The sequence below is a fragment of the Rhodococcus sp. 06-1460-1B genome (assembly GCF_002258475.1).
Lineage (GTDB): Bacteria > Actinomycetota > Actinomycetes > Mycobacteriales > Mycobacteriaceae > Rhodococcoides > Rhodococcoides fascians.
On sequence record NZ_NOYS01000004.1, the window covers coordinates 216165 to 241673 of the forward strand.

At 64.0% G+C, this 25509-nt stretch carries 26 protein-coding genes; 16 read left to right on the top strand and 10 right to left on the bottom strand.

The features are described from left to right. Positions 1-251 precede the first annotated feature (251 nt). The 12 genes from CH268_RS01610 (at position 252) to CH268_RS01665 (ending at position 11147) form a co-directional block, all read left to right on the top strand. A complete protein-coding gene (locus CH268_RS01610) occupies positions 252-1250 on the top strand; it encodes a substrate-binding domain-containing protein (RefSeq protein WP_027495727.1) in 999 nt (332 codons plus the stop codon). Positions 1251-1284: 34 nt separating this feature from the next. After that, complete coding sequence (locus CH268_RS01615) at positions 1285-2274, top strand: ABC transporter permease (RefSeq protein WP_027495728.1); 990 nt, start codon at positions 1285-1287, stop codon at positions 2272-2274. Positions 2275-2324: 50 nt separating this feature from the next. Further along, positions 2325-3053 (top strand): ATP-binding cassette domain-containing protein, encoded by a 729-nt coding sequence (locus CH268_RS01620; RefSeq protein ID WP_441344384.1) that lies wholly within the window; start codon positions 2325-2327, stop codon positions 3051-3053. Then, positions 3031-3957, top strand: coding sequence for a PfkB family carbohydrate kinase (locus CH268_RS01625; RefSeq protein WP_094662147.1), 927 nt, complete (start codon positions 3031-3033; stop codon positions 3955-3957). Before CH268_RS01620 ends, CH268_RS01625 begins: the two co-directional genes overlap by 23 nt. Beyond that, positions 3947-4597 carry a nucleoside/nucleotide kinase family protein gene (locus tag CH268_RS01630; RefSeq protein WP_032366808.1) on the top strand — a complete coding sequence of 217 codons (651 nt, stop codon included), beginning with the start codon at positions 3947-3949 and terminating at the stop codon, positions 4595-4597. The genes CH268_RS01625 and CH268_RS01630 overlap by 11 nt, the downstream gene beginning before the upstream one ends. Positions 4598-4633: 36 nt before the next feature. Then, complete coding sequence (locus tag CH268_RS01635) at positions 4634-5644, top strand: LacI family DNA-binding transcriptional regulator (RefSeq protein ID WP_094662149.1); 1011 nt, start codon at positions 4634-4636, stop codon at positions 5642-5644. Between the two features lie 32 nt (positions 5645-5676). After that, positions 5677-6699: a class II fructose-bisphosphate aldolase gene (fbaA, locus tag CH268_RS01640; protein WP_032367298.1), complete on the top strand. Its 1023-nt coding sequence runs from the start codon at positions 5677-5679 to the stop codon at positions 6697-6699. A 93-nt stretch (positions 6700-6792) separates the two neighbouring features. Continuing rightward, positions 6793-7200 (top strand): YciI family protein, encoded by a 408-nt coding sequence (locus CH268_RS01645; protein ID WP_032366806.1) that lies wholly within the window; start codon positions 6793-6795, stop codon positions 7198-7200. 8 nt (positions 7201-7208) lie between these two features. After that, positions 7209-8366 (top strand): RNA polymerase sigma factor, encoded by a 1158-nt coding sequence (locus CH268_RS01650; protein WP_094662203.1) that lies wholly within the window; start codon positions 7209-7211, stop codon positions 8364-8366. 110 nt (positions 8367-8476) lie between these two features. Continuing rightward, positions 8477-9472 carry an alpha/beta hydrolase gene (locus CH268_RS01655; protein ID WP_176457817.1) on the top strand — a complete coding sequence of 332 codons (996 nt, stop codon included), beginning with the start codon at positions 8477-8479 and terminating at the stop codon, positions 9470-9472. Between the two features lie 64 nt (positions 9473-9536). Continuing rightward, positions 9537-9752 (top strand): DUF2945 domain-containing protein, encoded by a 216-nt coding sequence (locus CH268_RS01660; protein WP_027495736.1) that lies wholly within the window; start codon positions 9537-9539, stop codon positions 9750-9752. 192 nt (positions 9753-9944) lie between these two features. After that, a complete protein-coding gene (locus tag CH268_RS01665; RefSeq protein ID WP_255182265.1) occupies positions 9945-11147 on the top strand; it encodes a ricin-type beta-trefoil lectin domain protein in 1203 nt (400 codons plus the stop codon). Here the strand turns inward: CH268_RS01665 and CH268_RS01670 are convergent. Then, the gene (locus CH268_RS01670) at positions 11129-13135 is read right to left on the bottom strand and encodes a hypothetical protein (protein ID WP_094662207.1); all 2007 of its coding nucleotides are present in this window, start codon (positions 13133-13135) and stop codon (positions 11129-11131) included. The two genes, CH268_RS01665 and CH268_RS01670, sit on opposite strands and share 19 nt — an antisense overlap. A gap of 41 nt (positions 13136-13176) precedes the next feature. Next, on the bottom strand, positions 13177-14418 hold the full coding sequence (locus CH268_RS01675) for an ATP-grasp domain-containing protein (RefSeq protein ID WP_027495739.1): 1242 nt from the start codon (positions 14416-14418) through the stop codon (positions 13177-13179). A 454-nt stretch (positions 14419-14872) separates the two neighbouring features. Between CH268_RS01675 and CH268_RS01680 the strand changes: the two genes are divergently transcribed. The 3 genes from CH268_RS01680 to CH268_RS01690 are packed head-to-tail and all read left to right on the top strand — an operon-like array spanning position 14873 to position 17183. Continuing rightward, positions 14873-16171, top strand: a complete 1299-nt coding sequence (locus CH268_RS01680) for a glycoside hydrolase family 16 protein (protein WP_032399288.1) — start codon at positions 14873-14875, stop codon at positions 16169-16171. Between the two features lie 54 nt (positions 16172-16225). Then, entirely contained in the window at positions 16226-16567 is a 342-nt protein-coding gene (locus CH268_RS01685; protein ID WP_032366803.1) for a GNAT family N-acetyltransferase, read from the top strand. Positions 16568-16607: 40 nt separating this feature from the next. Next, on the top strand, positions 16608-17183 hold the full coding sequence (locus CH268_RS01690) for a hypothetical protein (RefSeq protein WP_045842080.1): 576 nt from the start codon (positions 16608-16610) through the stop codon (positions 17181-17183). Between the two features lie 18 nt (positions 17184-17201). Here CH268_RS01690 and CH268_RS01695 read toward each other — a convergent pair whose 3' ends face one another. Continuing rightward, entirely contained in the window at positions 17202-18134 is a 933-nt protein-coding gene (locus tag CH268_RS01695) for a DAPG hydrolase family protein (RefSeq protein ID WP_230595363.1), read from the bottom strand. 80 nt (positions 18135-18214) lie between these two features. On the opposite strand from CH268_RS01695, the gene CH268_RS01700 reads away from it, so the two are divergent. Next, the gene (locus CH268_RS01700; protein WP_217900891.1) at positions 18215-18829 is read left to right on the top strand and encodes a TetR/AcrR family transcriptional regulator; all 615 of its coding nucleotides are present in this window, start codon (positions 18215-18217) and stop codon (positions 18827-18829) included. A 15-nt stretch (positions 18830-18844) separates the two neighbouring features. On the opposite strand, the gene CH268_RS01705 is transcribed toward CH268_RS01700, so the two are convergent. The 7 genes from CH268_RS01705 to CH268_RS01735 are packed head-to-tail and all read right to left on the bottom strand — an operon-like array spanning position 18845 to position 25418. Continuing rightward, positions 18845-19570, bottom strand: a complete 726-nt coding sequence (locus CH268_RS01705; protein WP_094662153.1) for a YoaK family protein — start codon at positions 19568-19570, stop codon at positions 18845-18847. A 50-nt stretch (positions 19571-19620) separates the two neighbouring features. Next, positions 19621-20373, bottom strand: coding sequence for a TauD/TfdA dioxygenase family protein (locus CH268_RS01710; RefSeq protein WP_094662155.1), 753 nt, complete (start codon positions 20371-20373; stop codon positions 19621-19623). After that, on the bottom strand, positions 20370-21395 hold the full coding sequence (locus tag CH268_RS01715; RefSeq protein WP_094662157.1) for a D-alanine--D-alanine ligase family protein: 1026 nt from the start codon (positions 21393-21395) through the stop codon (positions 20370-20372). The genes CH268_RS01710 and CH268_RS01715 overlap by 4 nt, the downstream gene beginning before the upstream one ends. Next, the gene (locus CH268_RS01720; protein ID WP_094662159.1) at positions 21395-22681 is read right to left on the bottom strand and encodes an ATP-grasp enzyme; all 1287 of its coding nucleotides are present in this window, start codon (positions 22679-22681) and stop codon (positions 21395-21397) included. Before CH268_RS01720 ends, CH268_RS01715 begins: the two co-directional genes overlap by 1 nt. Beyond that, positions 22678-23472 (bottom strand): O-methyltransferase, encoded by a 795-nt coding sequence (locus CH268_RS01725; protein ID WP_094662211.1) that lies wholly within the window; start codon positions 23470-23472, stop codon positions 22678-22680. The genes CH268_RS01720 and CH268_RS01725 overlap by 4 nt, the downstream gene beginning before the upstream one ends. A gap of 11 nt (positions 23473-23483) precedes the next feature. Then, positions 23484-24695 carry a sedoheptulose 7-phosphate cyclase gene (locus CH268_RS01730; protein ID WP_027495749.1) on the bottom strand — a complete coding sequence of 404 codons (1212 nt, stop codon included), beginning with the start codon at positions 24693-24695 and terminating at the stop codon, positions 23484-23486. Positions 24696-24752: 57 nt separating this feature from the next. Continuing rightward, positions 24753-25418 (bottom strand): HAD-IA family hydrolase, encoded by a 666-nt coding sequence (locus tag CH268_RS01735; RefSeq protein ID WP_094662161.1) that lies wholly within the window; start codon positions 25416-25418, stop codon positions 24753-24755. Between the last annotated feature and the right edge of the window lie 91 nt (positions 25419-25509).

Genomic DNA, 25509 nt, shown 5'->3' on the forward strand with positions numbered 1-25509 from the left:
TCCGCAAATGCGCGCGCATTCGTTGGATGCGCGCGGAATAGCGGGGCGATCGGGCACTATTCCGCGCGCGGATGGCAAACGCGCGCGCGTTTGCGGGAACTGGGGCTGATCGGGCTGAATCGAGACGTCGCCGGCCGGTCGGAACATTTTTCGGATTTATTTCGCGAAAGCGCATGCGCAAGCGCTTGTATTGGTCGTACGCTCCTGCAATCGAGCGACGCGACCTGCGTAGCGAGGACAAGGGAGTCCAGATGTTCAATCACCGTCGGAAGACCACGCTGACGATCGGAACCGCGTTGATGGCCGGTTCCCTCGTACTCGGACTGACTGCATGCAGTGGTTCGGATTCGGACAGCGTCAAGGTCGGACTCATCACCAAGACGGATTCCAATCCGTACTTCGTGAAGCTTCGTGAGGCAGCTCAGGCCAAGGCGGACTCCAGTGGAGCCGAATTGGTCGCTCTCGCAGGTGCATTCGACGGTGACAACGAGGGTCAGGTCGCGGCGATCGAGAACCTGGTCGGCCAGGGTGTCAAAGGCATTCTGATCACCCCGAACTCCTCCACCGGAGTCCTCGACGCGATCAAGAAGGCACGCGACGCAGGCGTCGTCGTCATCGCCCTCGACACGGCCACCGATCCCGAGGACGCGGTGGACGCGACGTTCGCCACCGACAACAAGGCGGCAGGCGTCAGCCAGGGCGAATGGGTCAAGGGCACGTTGGGAACCACTGCGCCCCAGGTCATCATGCTCGACGGCACCGCGGGCGGCACCGTCGACACGTTCCGTCACGACGGCTTCCTCGAAGGAATGGGCTTGACCGACAGCTCTCCCGAGATCGTCGGCCAGGAAAACACCAACGGCGACCAGACCAAGGCGCAGACGGCCATGGAGAACCTGCTGCAGCGTGCACCGGGCGTCAATGCGCTCTACACGATCAACGAGCCCGCCGCGGCGGGTGCCTACCAGGCGATTCAGTCCGCAGGCCGCGCCGATCAGATCACCATCGGCTCGATCGACGGTAGCTGCACCGGTATCGCGAACGTCAAGTCCGGCATCATCGGTGCGACGGTGCTGCAGTTCCCGGCGAAGATGGCCGAGCAGGGCGTCGACGCGGTGGTCAAGTTCGCCCAGGACGGCACCAAGCCCAGTGGCTTCAACGACACCGGTTCTCAGCTGGTCACCGACAAGCCTGTTGCCGGAATCGAATCCCAGGACACCGCATGGGGCGAAGCGAATTGCTGGGGCTGATCGCAGAAATCCGTCGAGGACCAGGAACTGATTCGTGAGCACCGATACCGCCGCGCCTCCCAAGGCTCCGAGCCGGTTCAACGTGGGAACCATCCTGCGTGAACCGCTGCTCGGGCCCATGGCCGCGCTCGTCATCGCCATCATCGTGTTCAGCTCGATTTCGAGCTCGTTTCTCAACCCGCAGAACGTTTCTCTGATTCTGCAGCAGTCCGTGGTGGTCGGCATTCTGGCCGTCGGCCAGACGCTCATCATCCTCACCTCCGGTATCGATCTGTCGATCGGCGCGGTGGCCGTGATGGGCACCATCGTCATGGCGCAGACCGCTGGTGCCAACGGCCCGGTGGTGGCGCTCGGCTCGACACTGGCCGTGTGCGTGGCGTTCGGCGCGATCAACGGCGGTTTGGTGACGATGCTGCGACTGCCACCGTTCATCGTCACACTCGGCACGTTCACCGCGATCCAGGCAGCCACCAGGTTGCTGGCCGGCTCCGAGACCTACCAGGTTCCGAGCGGACCGCTGACGCTGCTGGGTACCTCGTTCAAAATCGGCAGTTTTTCCACCACCTACGGCGTGGTGGTGATGCTGCTCGTGTACGCCGTGATGTGGTACGCATTGTCCCAAACATCCTGGGGCAGGCACATATACGCGGTGGGCGGTAGCCCGCAGGCCTCGGACCGCTCCGGCATCAAGTCCGGTCGCGTGCTGTTCTCGGTCTACATCGTCACCGGTGTCATCGCCGCGATCGCGGCATGGGCAGCGCTCGGACGAATCCCCAATGCCGACCCGAACGCCTATCAGAACGCCAACCTCGAAACGATCACCGCGGTCGTCATCGGTGGAACCAGCCTGTTCGGTGGCCGCGGCACCGTCATCGGAACTCTCATCGGAACCCTGATCGTCGGGGTGCTGCGCAACGGGCTCACCCAGGCCGGCGTCGACAGCCTGTACCAGAACGTCGCGACCGGCATTCTCGTCATCGTCGCGGTGGCCGTCGATCAATTCGCACGCAGGAGGTCACAGTGACTGCCCCCCTCGCTCTGGAAGCACGTGGTCTGGTCAAGACCTACGGCAGCGTGACGGCCATCAACGGTGCGGATTTCGAGCTGCGGGCCGGTGAGGTACTGGCAGTGATCGGCGACAACGGTGCCGGAAAGTCCAGTCTCATCAAGGCTTTGGCCGGTGCAGTCATACCGGACTCGGGTGAGATCCTGATGAACGGCTCGCCGGTGTCGTTCAAGAACACCCGCGACGCCCGGGCGGCCGGGATCGAGACGGTCTATCAGGACCTGGCCGTCATTCCTGCGCTCGACATCGCATCGAATGTCTACCTCGGACGCGAGATCAAGCGCAAAGGCATCAGCGGCAGCATCTTTCGGCGATTGGACATGCCGAGAATGCGCGACGAGTCGTCGAAGCATCTGCAGGACCTCAAGATCGGGATCAAGTCGGTCAACCAGGCCGTCGAGACGTTGTCCGGTGGGCAGCGTCAGGGCGTCGCAGTGGCTCGAGCAGCGGCATTCGGCCGCGGTGTGATCATCATGGACGAGCCGACCGCAGCTCTGGGCGTGCGGGAATCGGGCATGGTGATCGACCTGATCCGAACGATTCGCGACCGTGGGATACCCGTGGTGCTCATCAGCCACGACATGCCGCACGTGTTCGAGGTCGCCGACCGCATCCACATCCACCGCCTAGGCAAACGCGCAGGCGTCGTGGATCCGAAGAAGCGCACCATGTCCGAGGTCGTCGCGCTCATGACCGGCGCGGAGGAGCCGACCGATGAGGAACGCGCCGGCCTCTGATGCGTCTCGCCCGGTCGGCGTTTTCGTCGGGCTGGCGACACTCGATGTGATTCATCGAGTGTCGTCGCCGCCGGCGTCGAACCAGAAGATCACGTCGAACGCGCAGTTCGTTGCGGCCGGCGGTCCTGCCGCCAACGCCGCCGTCACGTTCGCCGCACTGGGTGGTACGGCCGTTCTCGTCACTGCGCTCGGGGACGATCCGGTGGCTGTCTTGATCAAGGCAGAACTTGCGGAATGCGATGTGCGCGTGATCGACTCGATCGCGGGCACCGTGAGAGCTGTACCAGTGTCGGCCGTGACAGTGATCGAGTCGACGGGAGACCGGTCGGTCGTCTCGGCCGACGCCGTGCACTCCGACGCCGCGCCGCCGAACGATCTCGATGCCGTGCTCGCCGGTGCCGACGTCGTACTCGTCGACGGCCACCACCCCCTGATCGCCCGCGCCGCCGTGGAACATGCGGCGGCGCGGGATACCACGTCGGTCGTCGACGCCGGACGCTGGAAACCCGTGATGAGCGAGCTGATTCCGTTCGTCACGGACATGGTGTGCTCAGCGGACTTTCGCACGCCCGGAGCGTCGGACACAGCTGCCACCGCGGCGACGTTGGTGCGCTCGGGCGTACGCACGGTTGTCACCACCCACGGCGGAGAGCCCGTCGAATTCTGGTCCGAGGGCAACTCCGGCTCCGTGGCCGTCGAGGCGGTCACCGTGGTCGATACACTGGGAGCCGGCGACGTCTTCCACGGTGCGTACGCGTACTACTCGACGCAGTCCGGCTCCGTGCAGGAGCGTATCCGACGGTCGGCTCGCGTTGCGGCGCTGCGCTGTTCGGTCATCGGCCCCAGAGCGTGGCTACGCGAACTTCCCACCCACGTACTCGAAAGCGACAACAGTGAGCAATGACCGACAGGTGCAGGAAGCATCCCTCGACGAACTCGTGGAGCTGGCCGGGCGGCTCGCCGTGCCGGGAGAGCGGCACATACTCGGCCTGACCGGTGCACCGGGTGCCGGAAAGTCGACCGTGGCACAGCAGTTGGTGGATGCACTGGGCCCCGAGCTTTCGGTGCTGGTTCCGATGGACGGATTCCACCTGGCCAACGAGGTGTTGATCGAACTGGGCCGGCTCGATCGCAAGGGCGCACACGATACCTTCGACGACGGCGGCTATGCGCGTCTCGTCGCCGCGATTCACGATCAACGCCCCGGCGATCCGCTGGTGTACGCACCGAAGTTCAGGCGAGAGATCGAGGAATCGATCGGGTCCGCCGTACCGGTCCCGTCGGACGTTCCGCTGGTGATCACCGAGGGCAACTACCTGCTGATGCAATCCGACGCATGGCCTGCTGCACGGGAGATGATCGACGAGGTGTGGTTCCTGGCTCCGCACACGGCCGTTCGGCACGAGCGTCTCGTCGCGCGGCACGAGGCGTACGGGAAATCACCCGAGGAAGCGCAGTTCTGGGCATTGGGTTCGGATGAACGCAACGCCGAGCTCATCGGGTCGACCGCCCAGCGCGCCGATCGAATCCTGCGATTGACATGAGACCGCCGGCGTCCGATACCCACGGAGACGACTGACATGCCCACCATGGACGACGTCGCTCGGATCGCCGGAGTGTCGGTGTCGACGGTCTCGCACGTGCTCAACGGAACTCGTAAGGTCAACCCGGCGACCCGGCAACGCGTCGACGCTGCCATCGTCGAGATCGGATACCGGCGTAACGTCGTGGCGCGTTCTCTCGCGGCCGGTCGAACCCACACGGTGGGACTGTCGATCGCGGCGCTGACCAATCCGTACTTCGGCAGCCTCGTCTATGCCGTCGAGCAGCGGTTGTCGGAGGCCGGCTACGTGTTGATTCTCGGTGACTCGCACGACGAGCCGACGTCGGAGCGGCGCGTCACCGATTCTCTGCTGGACCGTCAGGTCGACGGCATGATCCTTGCGCCTGCGGCCGGCTCGGAGGAGTCGACGATTCCCGAGATCATGCGCAGCGGAACACCTCTCGTGCTGATCGACCGTATGCTGGATATTCCGTGCGATCAGGTGGGCCCGGAGAACGAGCAATCCGCGTACGAGCTGACGGCCCATCTGCTCGACGCCGGTCACGAGCGAATTGCGATCGTCCGCGGCATCGAGGGAATCTCGTCCACCACAGAGCGTTTCGCAGGTTATGCCAGGGCGCTCGCCGACCGGGGAATCGAACTCGACCCTCGGTTGATCCTCGAGGGAAGGTCCAACGTCGAGGTGGCCGAGACGGAGGTACGTCGACTGCTGACGGGCGCGGACCGGCCTTCGGCATTGGTGTCGATGAACAACTCGATGACCATCGGTTCCCTCAAAGCGGTTCGCGCGCTTGGTTTGTCGATCCCCGACGACCTGGCGTTCGTGTGCTACGACGATTTCGAGTGGTCCGATCTGTTCGAGCCGCGCCTGACGGCCGCCGCGCAGGACGTGCAGACCATCGGCAGAACCGCCGCCGACCTGTTGATCGGTCGAATCGAAGGCCGTGACGACGCGCCGAGGTCCATTTCGGTACCGACTACGTTCACCCACCGCAATTCGTGCGGCTGCGCTGCAGCAGCACGCTGAAGACCAGCCGCACCCGAAAGAGAGAACAGCCCATGCCGATTGCCAGTCCGGAACAGTACGTCGCCATGTTGGACCGCGCGAAGGAGGGCGGGTTCGCGTACCCGTCGATCAACGTCACCAGCTCACAGACCCTCAACGCGGCGCTGCAGGGATTCGCCGAAGCCGAGAGCGACGGCATCATCCAGGTGTCGGTCGGCACCGCGCTGTACCTGTCCGGCAATGCCGTGCAGAACCGCTTCGCCGGCTCCAAGGCGCTCGCGCAGTACGCCCACGAAGTGGCGCAGCACTATTCGATCTCGGTGGCCCTGCACACCGATCACTGCCCCGCCGAGAACCTCGACGATTGGGTGCGCCCACTGCTGTCCGACGCGATCGAACGGCGCTCGCGCGGCCTGGCACCGCTGTACCAATCACACATGTGGGACGGCTCCGCTGTGCCGCTCGACGAGAACCTGCGTATCGCACGGGAACTGCTCGATCTGTCGGTCCAGGCCGACACCATTCTCGAGATCGAGGTGGGAGTGATCGGCGGGGAAGAAGACGGGGTGTCTCACGAGATCAACGAGCAGCTGTACTCCACCGTCGACGACGCCCGCGCCACGATCGCCGCGCTCGGTGCAGGCGAGCGTGGTCGCTACATGACGGCGCTGACTTTCGGCAATGTCCACGGTGTCTACAACCCGGACTCGGTACATCTACGTCCCGAGATTCTCGACGAGATCCAGTCGGTCGTCGGTGCCGAAACCGGAAAGGACAAGCCGTTCGATCTGGTCTTCCACGGTGGATCGGGCTCGAGTGCCGCCGATATCGCGTCGGCAGTGGCGAGCGGGGTGATCAAGATGAACATCGACACCGACACCCAGTATGCGTTCACCAGGTCCATCGCGGGCCACATGATCGGCAAGTACGACCAGGTTCTCAAGATCGACGGCGAGTACGGCAACAAGAAGGCCTACGACCCCCGATCGTGGGGCAAGCCGGCCGAGTCGGCCATGGCAGCACGCGTGGTCGAGGCAACCCAGATGCTCGGTTCGGTCGGACGCACGATGCGGTGAAGTTTCTCGGTCGAGTATGTAGATATCGGCCGACCGGCTCCGTCCCAGGGGCGAATGCAGAAAGAATGACTGCATCCGACGCTAGGAGACATCATGGCCAAGTACCTCATGCTCAAGCATTACCGCGGGGCCCCCGAGCCTGCCGGCTGGATTCCGATGGACCGGTGGACCCCGGCCGAAGTGCACGACCATATCCAGTTCATGCAAGACTTCGCCGCCGAGCTCGAGAAGACGGGCGAGTTCGTCGACGCGCAGGCCCTGGCCCCCGAGGGAACGTGGGTGCGGTCGGACGGGGCCGGAAAGCCCCCGGTCACCGACGGTCCGTTCGCGGAGACCAAGGACTTGATCGCAGGTTGGATGGTCATCGACGTCGAGTCCTACGACCGCGCACTCGAACTCGCGGGGCAGCTCTCGGCAGCACCCGGTGCCGGTGGTGAGCCGATCGGCGAATGGCTCGAGCTACGTCCGTTCATGGAGGCCCCCGCCACGATCGACGAGTGACGGCACTCGTGGATCCTCACGCGCTGCGGATGCTGACTCCGTCCGTGATCGGCGTCCTCGTCCACCGTGGAGCAGATTTCGCGGCGGCCGAGGACGCCGTCCAGGAGGCGTTGGTGCAGGCGGCCTCGGTGTGGGGAGCGTCGGCAGGGGCGGGTGACGCGCCGTCCGACCCGAAGGGGTGGCTCGTCACCGTGGCGTGGCGCAAATTTCTCGACTCCCAGCGGTCGGAGAAGGCTCGACGGGATCGAGAGAACCGGGTTGCGGCCGAGCCGGAACCGGGCAGTGTCCATGGCGTCGACGACACACTGCAGTTGTTCTTCCTCTGCGCGCACCCGGTGCTGACACCCGCAGCAGCGGTAGCGCTGACGTTGCGTGCAGTCGGGGGTCTGACGACGCGGCAGATTGCGCAGGCGTATCTGCTGCCGGAGAAAACCATGGCCCAGCGCATCAGCCGAGCCAAACGGGCGGTGCGTGACGTCCGTTTCGACGCTCCGGGTGACCTCTCGACGGTTCGGCGGGTGCTGTACCTGGTGTTCAACGAGGGGTATACCGGCGACGTCGATCTCGCGGCCGAGGCGATCAGGTTGACGAGGCAGCTCGCGACCCTGTCCGACGACGCGGAGACCGCTGGACTGTTGGCGTTGATGGTGTTGCACCACGCCCGGCGCGCTGCGAGAACCGGATCCGACGGCCGGCTGATTCCCTTGGCCGAGCAGGATCGGTCGAGCTGGGACACCGTCTCGATAGCCGAGGGAGTTCGGATTCTGCAGGCGGCGCTCGCTCGGGATCGGCTGGGCGAGTTCCAGATACAAGCCGCCATTGCCGCCCTGCATGCCGATGCACAACGGGTCGAGGACACGGACTGGGTACAGATCGTCGAGTGGTACGACGAGTTGCTCGCGATCACCGACAGTCCGGTAGTACGGCTCAACAGAGCTGTCGCGGTGGGGGAAGCGGACGGCCCGGCCGCCGGACTCGCGGCGCTCGCCGCCGTCGATTCCGCAGTACCGCGGTACCACGCGGTGGCTGCGCATCTGCACGAGAAGGCCGGCGATCTCCGGTTGGCGGCCGAGCTGTTCGTGCGGGCGGCCGAGTCGGCGTCCTCGGTGGCCGAGCGGCATCATCTGACGCTGCGCGCCACTCGAATTCGTACCGCAGGTTCGTAGAGTTATCGGGAAACAGCGAACGGACCGGGCGGTTTTGTAATCGGATCGTTAGCGGTCGAAAGCGGAATTCGTGCAACCCTCGTATGGTGCTGATGTTGCCTGTGGGACAGATGAGAAAGAAGCTGACTCGATCCACCGCGGTGGTGACGGCGGCCGTACTGGCGTCGATAGTGTTGGCCGGAAACCCGGCGCAGGCGCTGCCGGGCACGACCGGATCGGCCGATGCGGCAGTCGGGGCCGTCGGAATCCACCAGGTGTCGGCAACGCGCGCGGTGCTGAACGTGTTCTCTCCGTCCATGAATCGGGTCATCTCCAACGAGGTGCTGCACTCGCCCGGAGGTGGGCCCGCTCCCACGCTGGTTCTGCTCAACGGTGCCCTCGGCAACGAGGACGGGGTCGGCTGGCTCAACAACTCCGGCGTCGAACAGTTCTTTCTCGACAAGAACGTCACCGTCGTCGCACCGATCGGCGGTCGGTTCAGCTTCTACACCGATTGGCAGACAACCGATCCGGTGCTGGGGACAAACCTCTGGCAGACCTATCTGAGCCGTGAACTACCCGCGGCCGTGGACGCCGCCTACGGCTCGACGGGCAAGCGCGGCGTCGCGGGGCTGTCGATGAGCGGTGGCCCGGCGTTGGATCTGGCGATCCAGGCTCCCGACGTGTTCGACGCGGCCGCGTCGTTCAGCGGATGCCCGGCACCGTCCAATCCGCTTGCCACCGCAGGCATCTCGGCCATGATCGCCGGCGGACTCAACAACCCGTTCAACATGTGGGGGTTGCCGGGAAGTCAGGGATGGCGAGACCACGACCCGTCGCTCAATGTCGAACGACTTCGTGGAACGGCGGTGTACGTGAGCTCGTCACGCGGTGCGCCCGGCGCCGTGGATCGCATTCCCGACGGTGCCGTTCCGCCGTTCGGCGGCATGGCGGTCGAAGCGATGGTCAACTACTGCACATCCATCTTCGTCGACGCCCTGCGTCGGGCCGACGTTCCGGCGACGGTATCCATGCGCGACGAAGGTGCGCATACCTGGCCGCTGTTCGAGGACCAGTTGCGAGAGGCCTGGTTCACCACACTGGCTCCGGCTCTGGGATCCAGCTGATTGCGCCGACGCGCTCGTGGGTAAGTGTCGATGGACAGACCACCGACGAAGGGATCACCGGAACATGTCGAAGGACGATTTGCACAAGGGCGACAAGGTCGAATGGCAGACCCACGGAACTACCACCGAGGGAACGGTGCAGGAGAAGATCACCTCCGAGACCGAAGCCGCCGGCCGCAAGGTCAAAGCCTCGAAAGACGACCCGCAGTACCGCGTCGAAAGTGACAAGTCCGGAAAGGACGCAGTGCACAAGCCCGAATCGCTCGACAAGAAGGACTGATCTCGCTCCGTAAGCTTCTCGAAAGTTGCTCCTGCTGACGATCTGTACCCTCGGCTGGGACGGATCGTCACTTTGGAGGCAACGATGGGGACGACCCCGATGCGGATTGTTCGTGCACGTTCGCGTCTCGGTCGGTGGGGTAGCGGTTGCCGCACGGGGAGGACTCTTGCCGCCTCGGGGACGCTGGCGATCGTGTCCGTACTCGTCGTGGGCTGCGGCGCGTTCTCCGGGACCACGGACACGGCGACACCGTCTGCAGTGACCTTCACCGGGCAGATCGAGTCTCCCGACAAGCTCTGCCTCGATGGAAGTGACACCGACACCATCCGTCTCGCGACGTGCAACGGAACGCCGGCGCAGCAAGTAGTCGCCGAGGCCGACGGCACGGTTCGGTCGCAATCGCAGTGCCTGGTGCCGAAGAACAGCGAGACCGCAGCCGGTGTACCTGTTGTCCTCGGTAGTTGCGACGACAGTGGGGTCGCCGGTTGGACGGCGGGCGAATCCGGTGCGATCGCTCTGACGGGCACCGGCCTCTGTCTCGCGGACGACGCACGGCAGACCTCTGGGCGTGTGGCCGTGCTGGCCGAATGCGACGGCTCGTCGGTGCAGACATGGACACCGGTAGCGGCCGCGGAACCCACCGCCGACAACCCCGGCGGAATTGCTGCACCCACCGGGGATATTCCCGGCTGGAAGCAGATATTCGTCGACGAGTTCACCGCCCCGTCCGCCACCGGCAGTTGGTCCAATCAATGCGACCCCTCGAAGGTCGTCTACACCGGAGCCGAGGGCCAGCAGTGGCGCACGTATCCGTCGTGCTATCCCGACACCTACGACAAGCGGCCGTATCGGCCCGATGCAGTGCTGTCCACTGCCGACGGCGCTCTGCAGTACCACCTCGGTCAGGTCGACGGCGTTCCGGCCGGAGCGAGTATCTCCCCACTGATCGGTGCCGACCAGTATCAGACGTACGGACGATATTCGGCGCGTCTGAAAGTCGATTCACCGGATCTGTCCGAGTACTACGCGGCATGGTTGCTCTGGCCGCAATCCGAGAATTGGCCGTACGACGGCGAGTTCGATTTCCCGGAAGGTGCGCTGTCGGGCAACGTCGGTGGGTTCCATCATTTCTCGGGCGAAGGCTCGTGCGCCGACGGGTGCAAAACGCCTGCCCTCGACATCGGCGCGCAGTTCACCGACTGGCACACCTACACCATGGAATGGTCACCGGGAAGGATCCGGTACCTCCTCGACGACACGGTCGTGTTGGACTCGACCGACTTCGTGCCGTCCACGCCGATGCGATGGGAGCTGCAGACCGAAACCAAGGGAGACGGAAACAGCGAGGGCAATCTGATCCTGGACTGGGTCTCGGTCTACTCCTGGAACGGCTGATACGCGGCCCGCGCCGAGCGCTCGGCACCCCAACTGCGTTCGATGTAACCGACGATCGTGTCGATGTCCGCGTTCGGAATCTTCTCCGGCTCACCCTTTTCCAACGGGTCCGTGTGGAAGATGTACAGGCGAGACGCGAATTGCTCGAACGGTAGCGAGCCTTCGCCCGCGCGTTCGCCGTTCCCTGCCGTTCCGACGACGACTCCGTCACCCCAATCCTGCCCACTGTCGTTGTTGGGATTGAAGAAGTAGACCCGCATGACGCCGTCGGGATCGGGGGCAACCCGCAGAATGGCGATGGCGTGCCACCCCACATACCGTGCAGCGCTGTCGGTTACGGCCACCCCGGCGGGTTGCGGGTGGATCAGCGGCTGATGGCCGTTGTACTCGGGGTGATAAGCGGCATGGAACTGCCGCAGGAAACCATCGAGATCGACCAGATTTCCGGTCGCGACGTCCACGTCGATATGGAACTCGCGGGCCGACCACCACCCGTGGAATTCGGGATTGACCCAGCGATGCGGATCGCCCGGTCTGTCGGCGCAGCGTCGGACCATCTCGGCGTAGATCCGGTCCAGGTGCGGAACCAGAATGAGCGATGCCGGGTCCAGATCGACCGGATCCGAGGTCGCGACACCACTTTCGCTGTCGACGGACGAGATCGACTGGCCCTCGAAGTGCATGACGATCTCTTCGTCTCGTGCCGCCCACACCACCATCTGCAGCAGGTAGTCGGGATCGTTGTACGCCCACATCGACAGCGCGCGCGCCGACTGGCACGTGGGATTGTCGCCCTGGCCGACACCGAGCGGTTGACCGAGCATGGAGAGCAACCCACCGAGCAATCGCGACTCCGGTGCCGGAACCGGACCGAAAGTGGTGATCAAGCGTTCTCGCACTGCGGGCGCGAGAGTGAGCGATAGTTGACGCCACAGGGACGGCACGATCGGCGGCTGATGCAGGATTCCGCGGTCGAGGAGCAGTGCCAATCCGTAGAGACTTTGCGCCGTCTCGGGATACACGGTTTCTTCGATCAGACGGTGGACCAATTCCGGGTAGCGAGTGAGGCACGTACGCCCGGTGTCGGACAGCCCCAAGGCCTCGGGCAGGACATACGAGTAGTGGTCGACGAGATATTGCGTGAGTGTGGCGTGGTACGGCGAAACGAGACCGGTGTCGTGCATCGCCCGGGCGAAACCGCGGGCCTCGAACTGCAGTGCCTCGACGTCCATGGCCTCGAGCCGGTTCCGGTAGACCTCCACGCCCGGGTCCTCGCGGCACGCGTCCGTGGTGCCGAACAACGCCGTGGTCAACCGATCGAGTCCCTGACCGGACGTGCCGAGATCGACGGTCGGGTCGTCGCGATAGATCGCAATGCGCGTGACCATGGACTTGATGGTGTCGACCTGGATCGGACGCTGACGCAGAATCCGCCAGATCTCTTCGAGCAATTCGTCCAGCACACTGTCGTAGCAGATTTCCCCGGCAACGTAGCCGAAGAGATCGCGGATCAGATGTGCTGTCCGACCCGAACGGACTCGTTCCGATTCCGAGGGCGGGGTGAACAACACCTCGAGGTTCAGGGCGAGTACCTGGGAGAGGAAGCGTCGCGCATCGTCAGCTGTCACTGCGGGATGCTCGTACTCACCGGCGACGATCGCGACCATCCGCAACTCGCTGGCTGCTTCGAGAACCACGGTGTCGTCGTTGCCACTGCGCAGGCTCGGACCCACGAACGCGGGAACGAGAATGTCCGGCTGCGCCCAGTCCGTACCGGCGAACAGCCCGGCGTTCTCCAGCACCGCGGCGCGTTCGCGTACCGCGCCACAACCGCCGGGCTGCAACAACACTCGGTGCACAGAATCCAGAACCCGTCGCACCTTGGTGCTCTTGCTGAACTCCGGTGCGGCGGCCAGCGCGTCGACGGCGTGATCGAGTTGCGCCAGCCGCGACACCAGAGCCTTGTCGATCGGTGCAGCGTCGTTCATCGTCTGCGTCGTGGGTTCGTGGTCGTTGCCGAGTTGCTGCTTCACACGTAGAAGTCCAGTTCTTCCTGTTGCTTGAGCAGGTCGCGCATCCGGTACGGATCATCGCCGAAGAAGTACAGCAAGCCCCAGTGGGTACCGAAAGCCGTTCTCTTGGTGACGGTTTCCTCGACCGGTGCCGACAGGTCGTTGGTCTCGTAGTAGTCGTCGTCGGCGGTCACGTCGGGGATGACGAGATCGCTGACGACGCGTCGCCGTGGGTACACACCGAAGCATCCCGCGTGACCGGTGGCATCGACCACCTCGCGCGGGAAGAAGGCGTCGATCTCTTCTTCGGTGGTCTTCGGGTCGAAGGCGAGAGCCAGGCCCTGGTAAGCGTTGAAGCCGTACGCCCGCTCGAGGAGCTCGAACACCTTGAAACCTGGTGGGCGGTAGGCAACCTCGCCGAAGTACATCTCTCCGTCGCTGGTGACGAAGTACTCCGGATGGATGAACCCGAACTCGATGTCGAACGCCTTGATGAGCTTCTCGATCTGGACCGTAATCTGCTCGCGGTACTTCTCGAGCTCCGGCGTGGCGGGGACGAACACCGAATACCCGAGAGTGACGTACTCGGAGATGTTGAGGAACTTGATCTTTCCGTTGTGGATCCACGCCTCGACGGCGAACTCCCAGCCGTCGAGATGCGACTCCATCAGTACCGGGAACTCCTCGTCCGGGATGGAGTCGACTTCGTCGGGAGTCCGAATTACGCGGTGGCCCAGGCATCCTGCCTTGTCGAAGGCCTTGAGGTGGATGGGGTCGTTCGGGTCACCGTCGAGTTTGAGCAGCGTCTGGTTCACCCGACGCAGAAAGCGGATGACGTCCTCACGATCGTGTGCTTCCTCGAAGATGCCGACACGAATGCCACCGAGCTGTGCGCGGCGCTTCATCAGTGCCTTGTCTCGGAGCAGCATCGCCTGGCCGAACAACCTCGGATTGCCCAGCAGCACGGAATTGATGGCACCGGCCCACTCGACTGTCTCCTCGTACAGCGGTATCGCGACATCGACGCCTTTGTCTCGGAGAGTCTCCGCGATCTCGAGCGACCTGTCGTTGAGTCGCTCGAAGTTCCACGGTAGGTACGGAATGTCATGCTCGGTGCAGTACGCCTCGGCCCACTCGGGCGCGACGACGACGTAGCGTCGATCGAACGCGTCCAGGGCTTCCACTGCGGCCAAACTCCAGCCCAGCAGCGCTACGAAGCCTTTGTTCGGGTCTTTCTCCAGCCTCTGTGGCCGATCCATGAAGTTCCTTTCCCTTGTGATGCGCGGTCGAGGTCCTTCGCTCCACCGTACAGAGGGTGTTCGGTGCCGCTTTCCGGACCCGGTGCTCGGGAAGCCGCGATGCTGTGCGCACCGTCCCTCGAATTGCCGCGCCGGATCCTGCACGGGGCTGGCGATGTGCTCGTTTGCCAGCGAAATGATCGATATGACGTCCCAAAAAGTCCAAATGCATGATTTGCTCGACATTTCGATTCGCGTGCAGAGATTTTCGATCCGGAGCAACTAGTTTAATATTTAATCGCTAATTCGTACCGGTCGTATTTCTTTGAATTACGCCTCTGAGCAGGCGTTTCAGGGTGAATGCGAATTCACTGCGCAATGTCTGAATCATCCCTATGATTCGAGATGCCGGTAATCAATTGTATTTATCCGCCGTGTATCCAATGCGATGTTCGGTCTCTCGAAGGATGAAACCATGACTGTTTCGGGCCGTGCTGTTCTGAAGCGTTCCCTGGTGACGCTCGGAACCACCGTATTACTTTCGGCTTTCGTAGTTCACGCGCCGCAGGCCGCCGCCGCCACCTCGGGACAGATCAAGACGCCCGCAGGGTTCTGCTTGGACAACAAGGGCGGTCTCACCGGACAGAACAATCCCGTCCAGATCTGGGATTGCAACGGTACCGGCGCGCAGACGTGGACCGGTACCGAGGACGCCACGATTCGAGTGCAGGGCCGATGCTTGTCGCCGGCATCGGGCTATGCGGCGGCCGGCGTCGCGTTGACGACGTGGGCGTGCAACGGCAAGCCCGCGCAGCAATGGTCGATCCGGGGGGACGGCTCGATCTCGTTGCTGCAGAAGACCGGCCTGTGCATTCAGAATTCGCGTGAGGTCAACGGAAACCGACCGGTGTTGGCGAAATGCAACGGCTCTGCTGCTCAGAAGTGGATCACCGCGACCACGCCGTTTCCGACGACACCGCCCACGACGCCACCCCCCACGACGCCACCGACCACTCCGTCCACCACTCCCAGCGGGGTGGCAGCGCCGGTGGGCGACCTACCCGGTTGGAAGCAGATCTTCGTCGACGACTTCGCGAAGCCTTCCGCCGTCGGCAGTTGGGCCAACGACTGCGATCCCACCAAGATCGTCTACGTCGGTGCTCAGAATCAGCAGTGGCGTACGTACCCCAAGTGCTACAAGGACACCTATCAGAAGCGCCCGTACCGAGCGGACGCCGTGCTGTCCACGCACGACGGCCTGCTCGATTACGGATTGCACAATGTCGACGGTGTCCCGGCCGGTGCCAGCGTCTCGCCGGTGATCAACGCGGCAGGGCAGAACCAGACATACGGACGATACACAGCGCGATTCAAGGTCGACTCGGCAACTCTGGCCGAGTACTACGTTGCATGGCTGCTGTGGCCGCAGTCCGAAAGATGGCCTGCGGACGGCGAAATGGACTTTCCCGAAGGAAGTCTCGCGGGGCAGGTCGGCGGATTCCATCACTACTCGGGTGCCGGTTCGTGCGTCGGCGGCTGCCAGGACGTCGCTCGGAACATCGGCGCGAACTTCACCGATTGGCACACGTACACCATCGAATGGTCCCCGGGTCGCGTTCGCTACATCCTCGACGACACCGTGGTTCTGGACAGCACCAAGTGGGTTCCCTCGGGTCCGATGCGCTGGGAACTGCAGACCGAGACCAACGGCACCGGAAACAGCAACGGGCATCTGTTGCTGGACTGGGTTTCGGTATACAGCTGGGTAGGCTGACCCGACCGCGTACCCAACCGACTGGGGCGTGCCATCGAGAGAAGGGGAGCGTCGATGACGGTCGACAAAACCGGTGCCGAGGTCGAGATCGCCCAGCAGGCGGACAGGTTCACGATTTCGGTCGAGGGCACGCAGGTCGGCTTCACCGAGTTCGCCGACGACGAGCAGGGCAGGCGCGTCTTCTTCCACACCGAAGTGGATGCGGCCTACGGCGGACGTGGTCTGGCCACGATCGTCGTTCGACACGCGCTCGACGCGACGCGTTCCGAGAACAAGCACGCCGTCCCGATCTGTCCGTTGGTGGCCGCGTTCGTCGGCGAACATCACGAGTACGACGACATGGTCGAGCCCGTCACGGACGATATTCGGCAGTGGTTGGCCGACCAGCAGGGATGATTCGTCGACCGATCGCCGGCGACGTGCGACGATCTGCACCATGACCGATCCCGGACACCGCCCCGGTGGCACCCATCTCTACCGTCGGTTGGTCACCCGGTCCGACGGCCCCTTGACGCCCGTTCGGGCGGCCAGGAGGCTCTCGGCGTACATCTACGGCAACATCCTGGTCCTCGCCGCGGTTGCCGCCTCCACGCCGAGTTCCATCGGGCACGGGACGGCGGCTGTTCTCGTAGCGGCCACTGCGGCAACGACTTTTCTCGCGCATGTATTCGCCGATTTCGTCGCCGGGAGCCAGATACCGGAGGCGCACGGTGATGCGACGGACGAACAGCGCACGTTCGAGGCCATCGAGGAATTCCGGGATGCCGTCCCCATTCTGAGCTCCGGGACGTTTCCGGCGGCGATGCTGGCGCTCGGGTGGCTGTCGGTGCTTCCGGCACAATGGGCCGAACTGCTGGCCGGTGCGGTGATCGTCGTACGAATCGCCACCATACCGATTGTCACGGAACGAGTTCGCGGGAACCGTCCGACGTTTCGGGCCCTGGTGATCGGGCTTGCCACTGCCGTCGTCGCGGCGCTCATCGTGCTGGCGAAAGTCTTCTTGGGTCACTAGCTGCCCCTCGTGGACGGATCAACCGCCGAACTCTGCGTGCAGCTCCGGCAGAAACCCTGCGAGGTGGTTCATCTCCTGTCCGCAGTGCAGCAGCAGATCTCGGGCGAGGTCGAGTCCGAGAACGAGGTCGCTCGGATCCACGGACGTACCCCGGCGAACTGCGCACACGGCCTGCTTCGGATCGGGAACGTGCAATCCTCGTAGGTTCAGATAGAAGCGGCTGCGCATCTCGGCACCGCCCTGTACCGGCCGAACCTGATGGGCGAGCCAGCCCAGATCCACCGGTGCGATGGAACTTCCCACTCGGCCGAAGACGACCGTCTGGTCTGCGGGAACGTCGAAACCGTGTGCAACAGGGTCACGGAAGCCGATACCCAGCTGCTGAAGCTTCGGGCCGACGTACTCGTCCACGAACGATGTGTTGCCGATGTACTTCGCCCTGTCCTGAATCGCGTGGACCGTGCGGTCCTCGGCGAGCGCGGCGTGGAGGTGGGCATCGGGGTGCCACAGTTTGTAGCGGGCCGCCTCGGCGGAATGCCAACCGAACCACCAATCCCACATCGCTGCCGTGACCCGGGGCATCGCGGTGCGCACCGCCACGAACGTCATGCCGTCGGCGCGTCGTCCGTAGCCGGTTTCGATCGCCGAATATCCCGTCGGCGCGAGATCGGTTGTGATGGAATCGAAGTGCGGGACCCACTCGGGCGCTATCGGCGGCCCCCCGACTGCGTCGGTCACGACGGCCGGTGCCGGTGTCGTCCGTGCGGCGAAGAAATGGGCATAGGGCCGTCCTCGGTCGATGTCGCGGTAGCCCTGGTACCGCTCGCCGCAGTCTTCACTCGAACCGGTGCCGGGAGTTGCGGCCGCTCGTGCCGCGGGGCCGAACACAGCCGTGGCTGCAGCCGCGGCGGCACCCACCATCATTTGTCGTCGCGACGGGCCGCGGCTCATCGGGCGGGGTTCCTCAACATCGGTTGAGACTATGACGTGACTTCGGCAACTGTCAATGGTGGGGCACTAGACTCCGTGGTATGAGTCCTGCCCGTCCCAAGGACGACGAGTCGAGAGTGCGTCGGCGCGACGAAATCGCCGCGGCAGCAATCGAAGTGTTGGCAACGCAAGGTTTTCGCGGCTTGACGCACCGGGCGGTCGACGCTGCAGCAGGATTGAGCCCCGGGTCGGTCAACTACCACGCGCCCACTCGCGGACGACTGTTGCACCTGGCGCTCGAGCTGTTGTTCGCCCGCGACTACGACACTGCCGGCGCGACCTTCGGTGGTCTGGTCGACGTCAAACCACTCACCGTGGACATCGTCGTGAACCGCATCATCGACTTCATCGAGGCGATGACCACCGGAGAAGCAACGAAAAGAGTGATCGCGCGCAGCATCTTGCTCGGTGAAGCGCAACATGATCGGGAAATCCGCGATCTGTTCGACTCTCAGCGGGCCGCGTTCGTCGCGTACACCCAGTGGATAGTCGCGTCGTTGGAATCCGAAGACTCCCAGGGGGATGCGGAGATGCTCGTCGTCATGATCGAGGGTCTCGTGGGGAGGCAGGTGCTGATCGGATCGCGGCTGCCACGTCCCGTCGTCGACCGAATGCTGCGCACGATCGTCGGCGCATCCCCGATGGTCACCGATTAGCCGATCAGCCACCGATCAGCCGAGCAACGAGTTCCGTTCGGTGTGGGTGAACGTGAAGATCGTTGCACCGAAGCTGATGAGCGCAGTGAGCAGTAGCACCTGCGGCCCGGTGATCACGACGCCGATGAACGCACCGACAGCACCTCCCGCCGCGAAGGAGCCCAGAAGCGTTGCGTAGCAGAGCCAGTCGTAGTGTGTTCCGCCGCCGAAGAGGTGACGCTCGATTCCCTGGCCGAGCTTGACCACCGTTCCGGTGACGTAAGTGAGCGGGATGTACGTCTCCTCCTTCTTCGTGAATGCGGTGTTCAACGCGCCCAGCGCGAAGGCGACGAGGAGGATCGGGTAGAAGTTCACGTTTGCCGACGACCACCCGGAGACAGCGATGTCGATCAGACCCGCCGCTCCCAGCGCAACGGTGGTCAACACCGTCGCTCCATGGGGGTGGTTGGACCAGTAGCGGCGCCGACAGATCGACGAGACGATCACGCCGCCGAGAAACGCGGCCATGAGGGCCAACGCGGCCCAGGGTGACGCCCCAGGTGCCACCTCCTTGCCCTCCGGATGGCCGAAGTGTCCGACGACGGCTCGTTCGGTGTTGCCGGTCATGAATGTCACGAAGTAGCCGGCGGAATGCAGGAACGCGACCGCACCCACCATGCCTGCCAGTCCGGACAGGATCCAGGACAGACGAGCTTCGGCGCCGACGGCTGTTTCGCGGCTGATCGCCAAGGGGGAAGTCATGACTCGATTCTCCGGGCGTTCGCCGCGGCGGCAAATCTTTGAGTCATCGGTCACACGGAGGCAGTCGGGTGGGTGCTCGCCACCATCCCGCGGTGCATCACCCGGTTACCGACCACCCCGCTGTGATCGGCGCGGTGCATCACACACCTGTTGTCCCACATCACTATGTCGTCGGGGGACCAGTTGTGCCGCAGCAGGTTGTCCTCCCTCGTGGAATGCTCCACGAGGTAGCGAACGGTGTCTCGTGCTTCGTCTTCGGTCAGTCCGCTGATCGCGACACAGCGAGCGGGCGCGGACAGCGACAGTGCGGTGCGTCCGGATATCGGGTGAACGGCGAAGAGGGGATGGTCGGCGGAAGAATCGGAATCCGACGCCACGCCGGTCACTCTGTGCGTCACCGTGCGCCCGGTCAAATGCTCCTTCACTTCCGCTGGAAGCGTCTCGTATGCGGCGTACTGGTCGCTGAACAACGTACTGCCTCCGGCCGCGGGAACTTCGACCGCGCGTAACGCAGTGTAGGCGGGTGGATTCGGAATGTAGGTGGTGTCGACGTGGAACGTGGACTTCGGCGGCGTGGAGCGGCCGACGTTGCTGATGACGTTCAGATCCGGACAGTCGGGAACAGGCGTCTCGCCTTCGGTGAACATCAACTCTCCGAACCGGCGCAGGAACGCCAGGAAGCGCTGATCGTCGACGGGCTGGTTCGGCAGGATCAACACCCCGTGTTCGGCGAGGAGCTCTCGAAGTTGCTCTACCGAAACCGATTCCAAGTTCAGATCGGCCATCTCGATTCCCAACGTCATGACGACGACTCCTTCACCGGCAGTTCTTCGAGCGCGAATGCGAACAATTCTTCGACGGTGATGCCCGCGGCCGCGGCCATCACCGCCAACACGCTGGACGGCGAATAGGAGCAGTAGAGGCTGGCTTCGAGAAACCACGGCTCGCCGTCCGGGTCGATGCGGAAGTCGAACAGGCCGTAGTGCCGACATCCCAGTGCGATGTGACTCGATCGTGCTGCTGCCCAGACTTTTTCGGTGATCGGATCCGAGACGTCGACCGTCCACGCTCTGGTCTGCTCTTTCGCGACCAGGTAGAGATCGCCGTCGGATGTGCGATTCAACTTGTCCGCACTACTGCGGACGGAGTCGACGGCGTACTCCTCGAGGGGCAAGCACACGAGTTCGCCATCTCGGACGATGATCCCGCACCGAACTTCACGACCCAGTGGAACGTACGTCTCCACCAGTGCAGCAGACGAATACGTCAGAGCCTCTCGAATCGCGGGTGCCAGCCCGTCGGACTCGTTGACCAGCGAGACACCCATCGAGTTGTCCGAATCCACGGGCTTGACCACGACCGGCAGGGCGAGGTCCATCACGTCGTCGGCGGATCGGACGACCACGCCGTCGGGAACACGCACGCCGGCCGCCGCGACGACGGCGCGGGCGCGGGCCTTGTTCGCCGTCAACGCCATGAGGTCCGGACCGTTGCCGGGGTAGGGCACGCCCAGTAGATCGAACAGGCTGCGGTACGTCGTCATACCCGGCATGCAGAACATCTGCGGAACCATGACGTCGAAGTCTCGCACCGCAATGTGCTCCACCGCCTGTGCCAACGGCATCTGCTGCGCCGCAGCGATACTCGAATCGTCGAGATCGGTGGGGAAACTCCAGAGGCCGCCGGGAGAGACGAACGCGATCTGGAAACCGTACGCGGGGTTCGTGCCGAGGGCGTCCAGGAAGCCGCCGGCGTAGACCCGAGAGAGATCACTGTGAAAGCGGTCCACCGAGGACCCGACGAGCACCACGACCGACAACGTCATCAGTCGCCTCCGTTTTCCACGAGTTTGCCGATGTTGAAATCGATTCGGGACCAGCCACGCCGCTCGCGGAGGTTCCGGATCAGCAACGACGGAATCTGAAGATGATGTACCAACAGATACGGCAGGGGATCCCAACCGGTGAGGATGGCGTCCTTGCCTCGAAAGATGGTGCGGAGCCGAGATAGTCGATCACCCTCGGTGATCAGACGCCACAGCTCGTGGTAGATCCAGTACGTCGGCCGGGCCGTCGCACGCGGCACGATCTCGGCATGCCCGTCGTCGAGGTACGCGGCAGCCAGGTCGGGGTGGTCGTAGAACATCGTGATGGCCGAGTGGGTGCGCGGGTTGCATTCGATGGCGTAGATCCGGCCGTCGGCGGTGGACTCGATGAAGTCGAACGACAGCTGCCCGGTGGTGTCGAGCGAGGAGACGAATGTCTCTACCCAGCGCAGGATTTCGGGCTTGTCCACCATCTCGTAGTTGACCTGGAAGGCGGACGACACGCAGCAGCCGTACACCTGCAGGCGACCCTCGCGCACCGTGCCGTGCGTGCAGTACTCCTGTCCGGCGATGAATTCCTGCAGGATCCACGGGTCGTCCTCGGTGATGTGCAGGCTCCGGGCGAACGAGGAGTTGCGTTCCGGCGTGTGCGCCGTCAACCGCGTCAGATCCATTCGGCCGACCGGGTTGTACGAGATCCGTTTGAGGATGTACTCACGGCCCGGCGCGAAGTCGAATTCGTCGATCTGGGCGGGGTCGGTGATGCGCTTGAAGTCGGGAACACGGAGTCCCAATGACGCTGCGTGCTCGGAGAATCGGGACTTGTCGTCGACCATCCGTACGGTATCCGCGTCGCCGTGGATCACCTCGCAGTGCGCATCGAGGAGTGCACGCGCGTCGGCGTCGTGAATACTCGCGGCCGGGCTTGCCACGGGCACGAAGACGTCGACGCCCTCGCGGCGCACGATGTCCAGCAGAGCCTGCGCATATCCCGAATCACCCGGGTCGGGAATGCAATGGAAACGGTCGACAGCGCGGGAGAAACGATGTCCGGTCCAGCGGTACTTCGCCGATTCCACGAGGATCACCCGATGGCCGGCGAGATGGAAGGACCGTGCGAGTTGCAAGGCTTTGGTCATCTTGCCGCCACTGATCAGAATCGTTCTGGGCGAATCGGTTCGATGGGCGACGGGCCGGGTACCGCGCAGCGCGGCCACCCCCACCGCCGCGAGGTCGACGGGGAGGGTGACCGTGAGGCCGATCAGCGCCGCAACGGTGCGGATCATGTGCGCCGGATCAGTGTCACACCGTCGCGCAACGGAATCAGAACTTGCTCCACGCGAGGGTCGTTCGCGACATAGTCGTTGAACTCGGCGATGGCCCGGCCGTTCTCGTTCGGCTGCGGAGCGTAGGGCTGACCCTGCAACAGGGTGTTGTCGACGGCGATCACGGCACCGTCGGAGAGCAGATCGCTATCGAGCAGGTACTCCACGTACCCGCGGTATCCGCTCTTGTCGGCGTCGACGAACACCAGGTCGAACGTCCCGTCGAGCCCGTGAAGAGTGTCGAGCGCAGGCCCTACCTGCACCGAGATGGCAGATCCTGCAGTCGATTCCGCGAAGCAGGACTGCGCGAACTCGGCCACGTACGGATCCACCTCGCAGGCGACGACCTCGCCGCCCGCGGGCAGCGCCTCGGCCATCGCCAACGCCGAGTAACCGGTGAACATACCGATCTCGAGCACCCGAGTCGCCCGCGTCATGTGCACGAGAAACGCCAGGAAGCGTCCTTCCACATGGCCGGAGAGCATTTCCATCTCCAGGGGCCCGGAACCGGAGACCACGTCGCGTGATCCCCAATCCGCAGAGCGGGTCCGCGACGCCAACGTGGCCAGTGCCGCAGATTCGGAGGTGGTGCAGGTGTCGAGATACGGGTCGAGTCCCGCGGCGAGATCGCGGGCCCGATGAACACGGGTGGTCAGCTCGTCGGTCACCCCGGCGTCGGCGTCGAGTAGCGCGGCTATCTCGCTGAGCTCGCGCGCCAGGATCGTCGTCGGGGTGACCGGACGCGGCGTCATGGCAGCATCGGTCACGGCGTGGGTGCGGTGAACATGTCGAGACCCTCGCCCGCCCGTGGGAAGTCCAGACAGATCTTCTTGTGCAACGACAGGACATCGGCCAGTTCGCGAGGTTCCAGGTCGTTGAGGAAGCGGCAGGTGCCGATCGGGTCGGGCACCGCGGCACGCAGAATCCCGTCCCGAGTCTTGAGGATGGATGCTGTTGCCTCGGTGAGCAACTCGGGTGTCAGGTACGGGCTGTCCAATGCCAGTCCGATGCTGCTCATGACTCCGAGCACGCGGTCTCTATCGGCCGTCGACAGGTGGCCGCGTTGTTCGGCGACCGTCGTCGACAGGGCCATGTCGATGTTGATCGCGTGGCCGTGGAAGAACGGCGCGGGCGGCGTGAGCTCGAGAGTGGGGCTCCACGTGTGCCCGAATGCAATGACTCGGTCGAGGTCGATCTCGTGCAGGTTGGGGGCCTCGAGCTCGAGCATCGTCGCGATTGCCGAGTACGTCAAACGGTCTGCGACCGAACGCAACTCAGGAGTTCCGTCGAGGTGGCCGAACCGGGTGCGTAGCAGTTCCGGGCCGTACTGCTCGAGCAACTCGAAGATCTCGAGGTTGCCGACCACGGAGATCTTGATGAGCTCCGCCATCCCGTTGCGGACCTGATCCTCGGGCAGTGTGCCGAGGAAGGAGAAGTCCAACAGCACCTTCTGCGAGGCGTGGTAGGCACCCAAACGATTCTTGTGCTTGCCGTAGTTGACGGCCACCTTGATCGAGACGCTCGCATCGATCAGGCCGATCAACGTGGTGGGAATGCGGATGTAGGGAGTGTTTCGGCGGTAACTCGCGCACGCGAAACCGGCTACGTCCGTGGTCAGTCCACCACCCACCACGAGGACCGGCTCGGTTCGCACGAGACCGAACGCGTCGAATTCGCCGACGATGCGCTCGAACGTCTCGAGTGATTTCGCGGTCTCCGCAATGTGCACCGGCACCACTGTCAAGGCGATGCCGTGGTGATCGAAGTATGCACTGATCCGGTCGCCGTAGATGGCGTGCACCGATTCGTCGACAACCATCAGGGCGCGCCCGTACGGACGGTAGCTGTCGGCCAATTCGGTGTTCTCGATCGCGAACACTCCGTCGACGTAGATCAAGTCGTATTCGATCCGCTCGTATCCCTCGACACGAAACGATCTGTCGCCGGCGACGACCTGGGCCTGAAGATTACTCACTTGTTGCTCCTGAGATGGATGAAGGATCGGGCAAAGTGCTCACTCCGCAGGCTCCGCTCAGGCTGAAATCAGGGCGCGGACGCGCTCGGGATCGAGTGCATCGACGGTGTCGGTGGCCGAGCCGAAATCGGTACCGGCAGTGTTCTCGTTCGGGAACGCGACACAGGTGACGCCCGCTGCCGCTGCCGCCTTGACTCCGCCGGCGTTGTCCTCGATGGCCACACTGTCGGACGCGTTCTCGCCCAACGTCTTCAAGGCGAATTCGTACGACGCGGGGTCGGGCTTGCCTGCGTCGACCGAGGAGGCGTCGACGATGATGTCGAACGAATCGGCGGTGAGCTCGGGAGACAGGGCAGCGAGCAGTGCGTCGATGTTCTCTCGCGAGGTCGTGGTCACGAAGCCGACCTTCAACCCGTTCGCTTTCGCGGAGTCGATCGTGTCGGCCACGCCCGGTCGCGTCTTGACGTCGGATTCGCCGATCAATCGCTGGAAGATCTCGGACTTGGTGGCGTGCACTGCGGCCGCGTCCACCTCGGTTCCGGTGCTCGACGCGTATTCGCTGATGCGGTCGGCACCGCCGTTCGATCCGAGCATGGACCGGTAGTCGTCCTGCGACCAGTTCCAGTTCAGATCGTGGGCGGCGAAGGCCTCGTTGAACGAGCGTCGCTGTAGCTCGGAGGTGTCGACGAGAGTGCTGATGGAGCCGAACAGAATTGCGGGCATGGGTGCCTTTCGGAGCGAGAGACGTTGTACCAGCAAATGTCTCGCGCCAGCGCGATGGGTGGGTTGGTTCGGGGGGTATGCCCCATCGGCA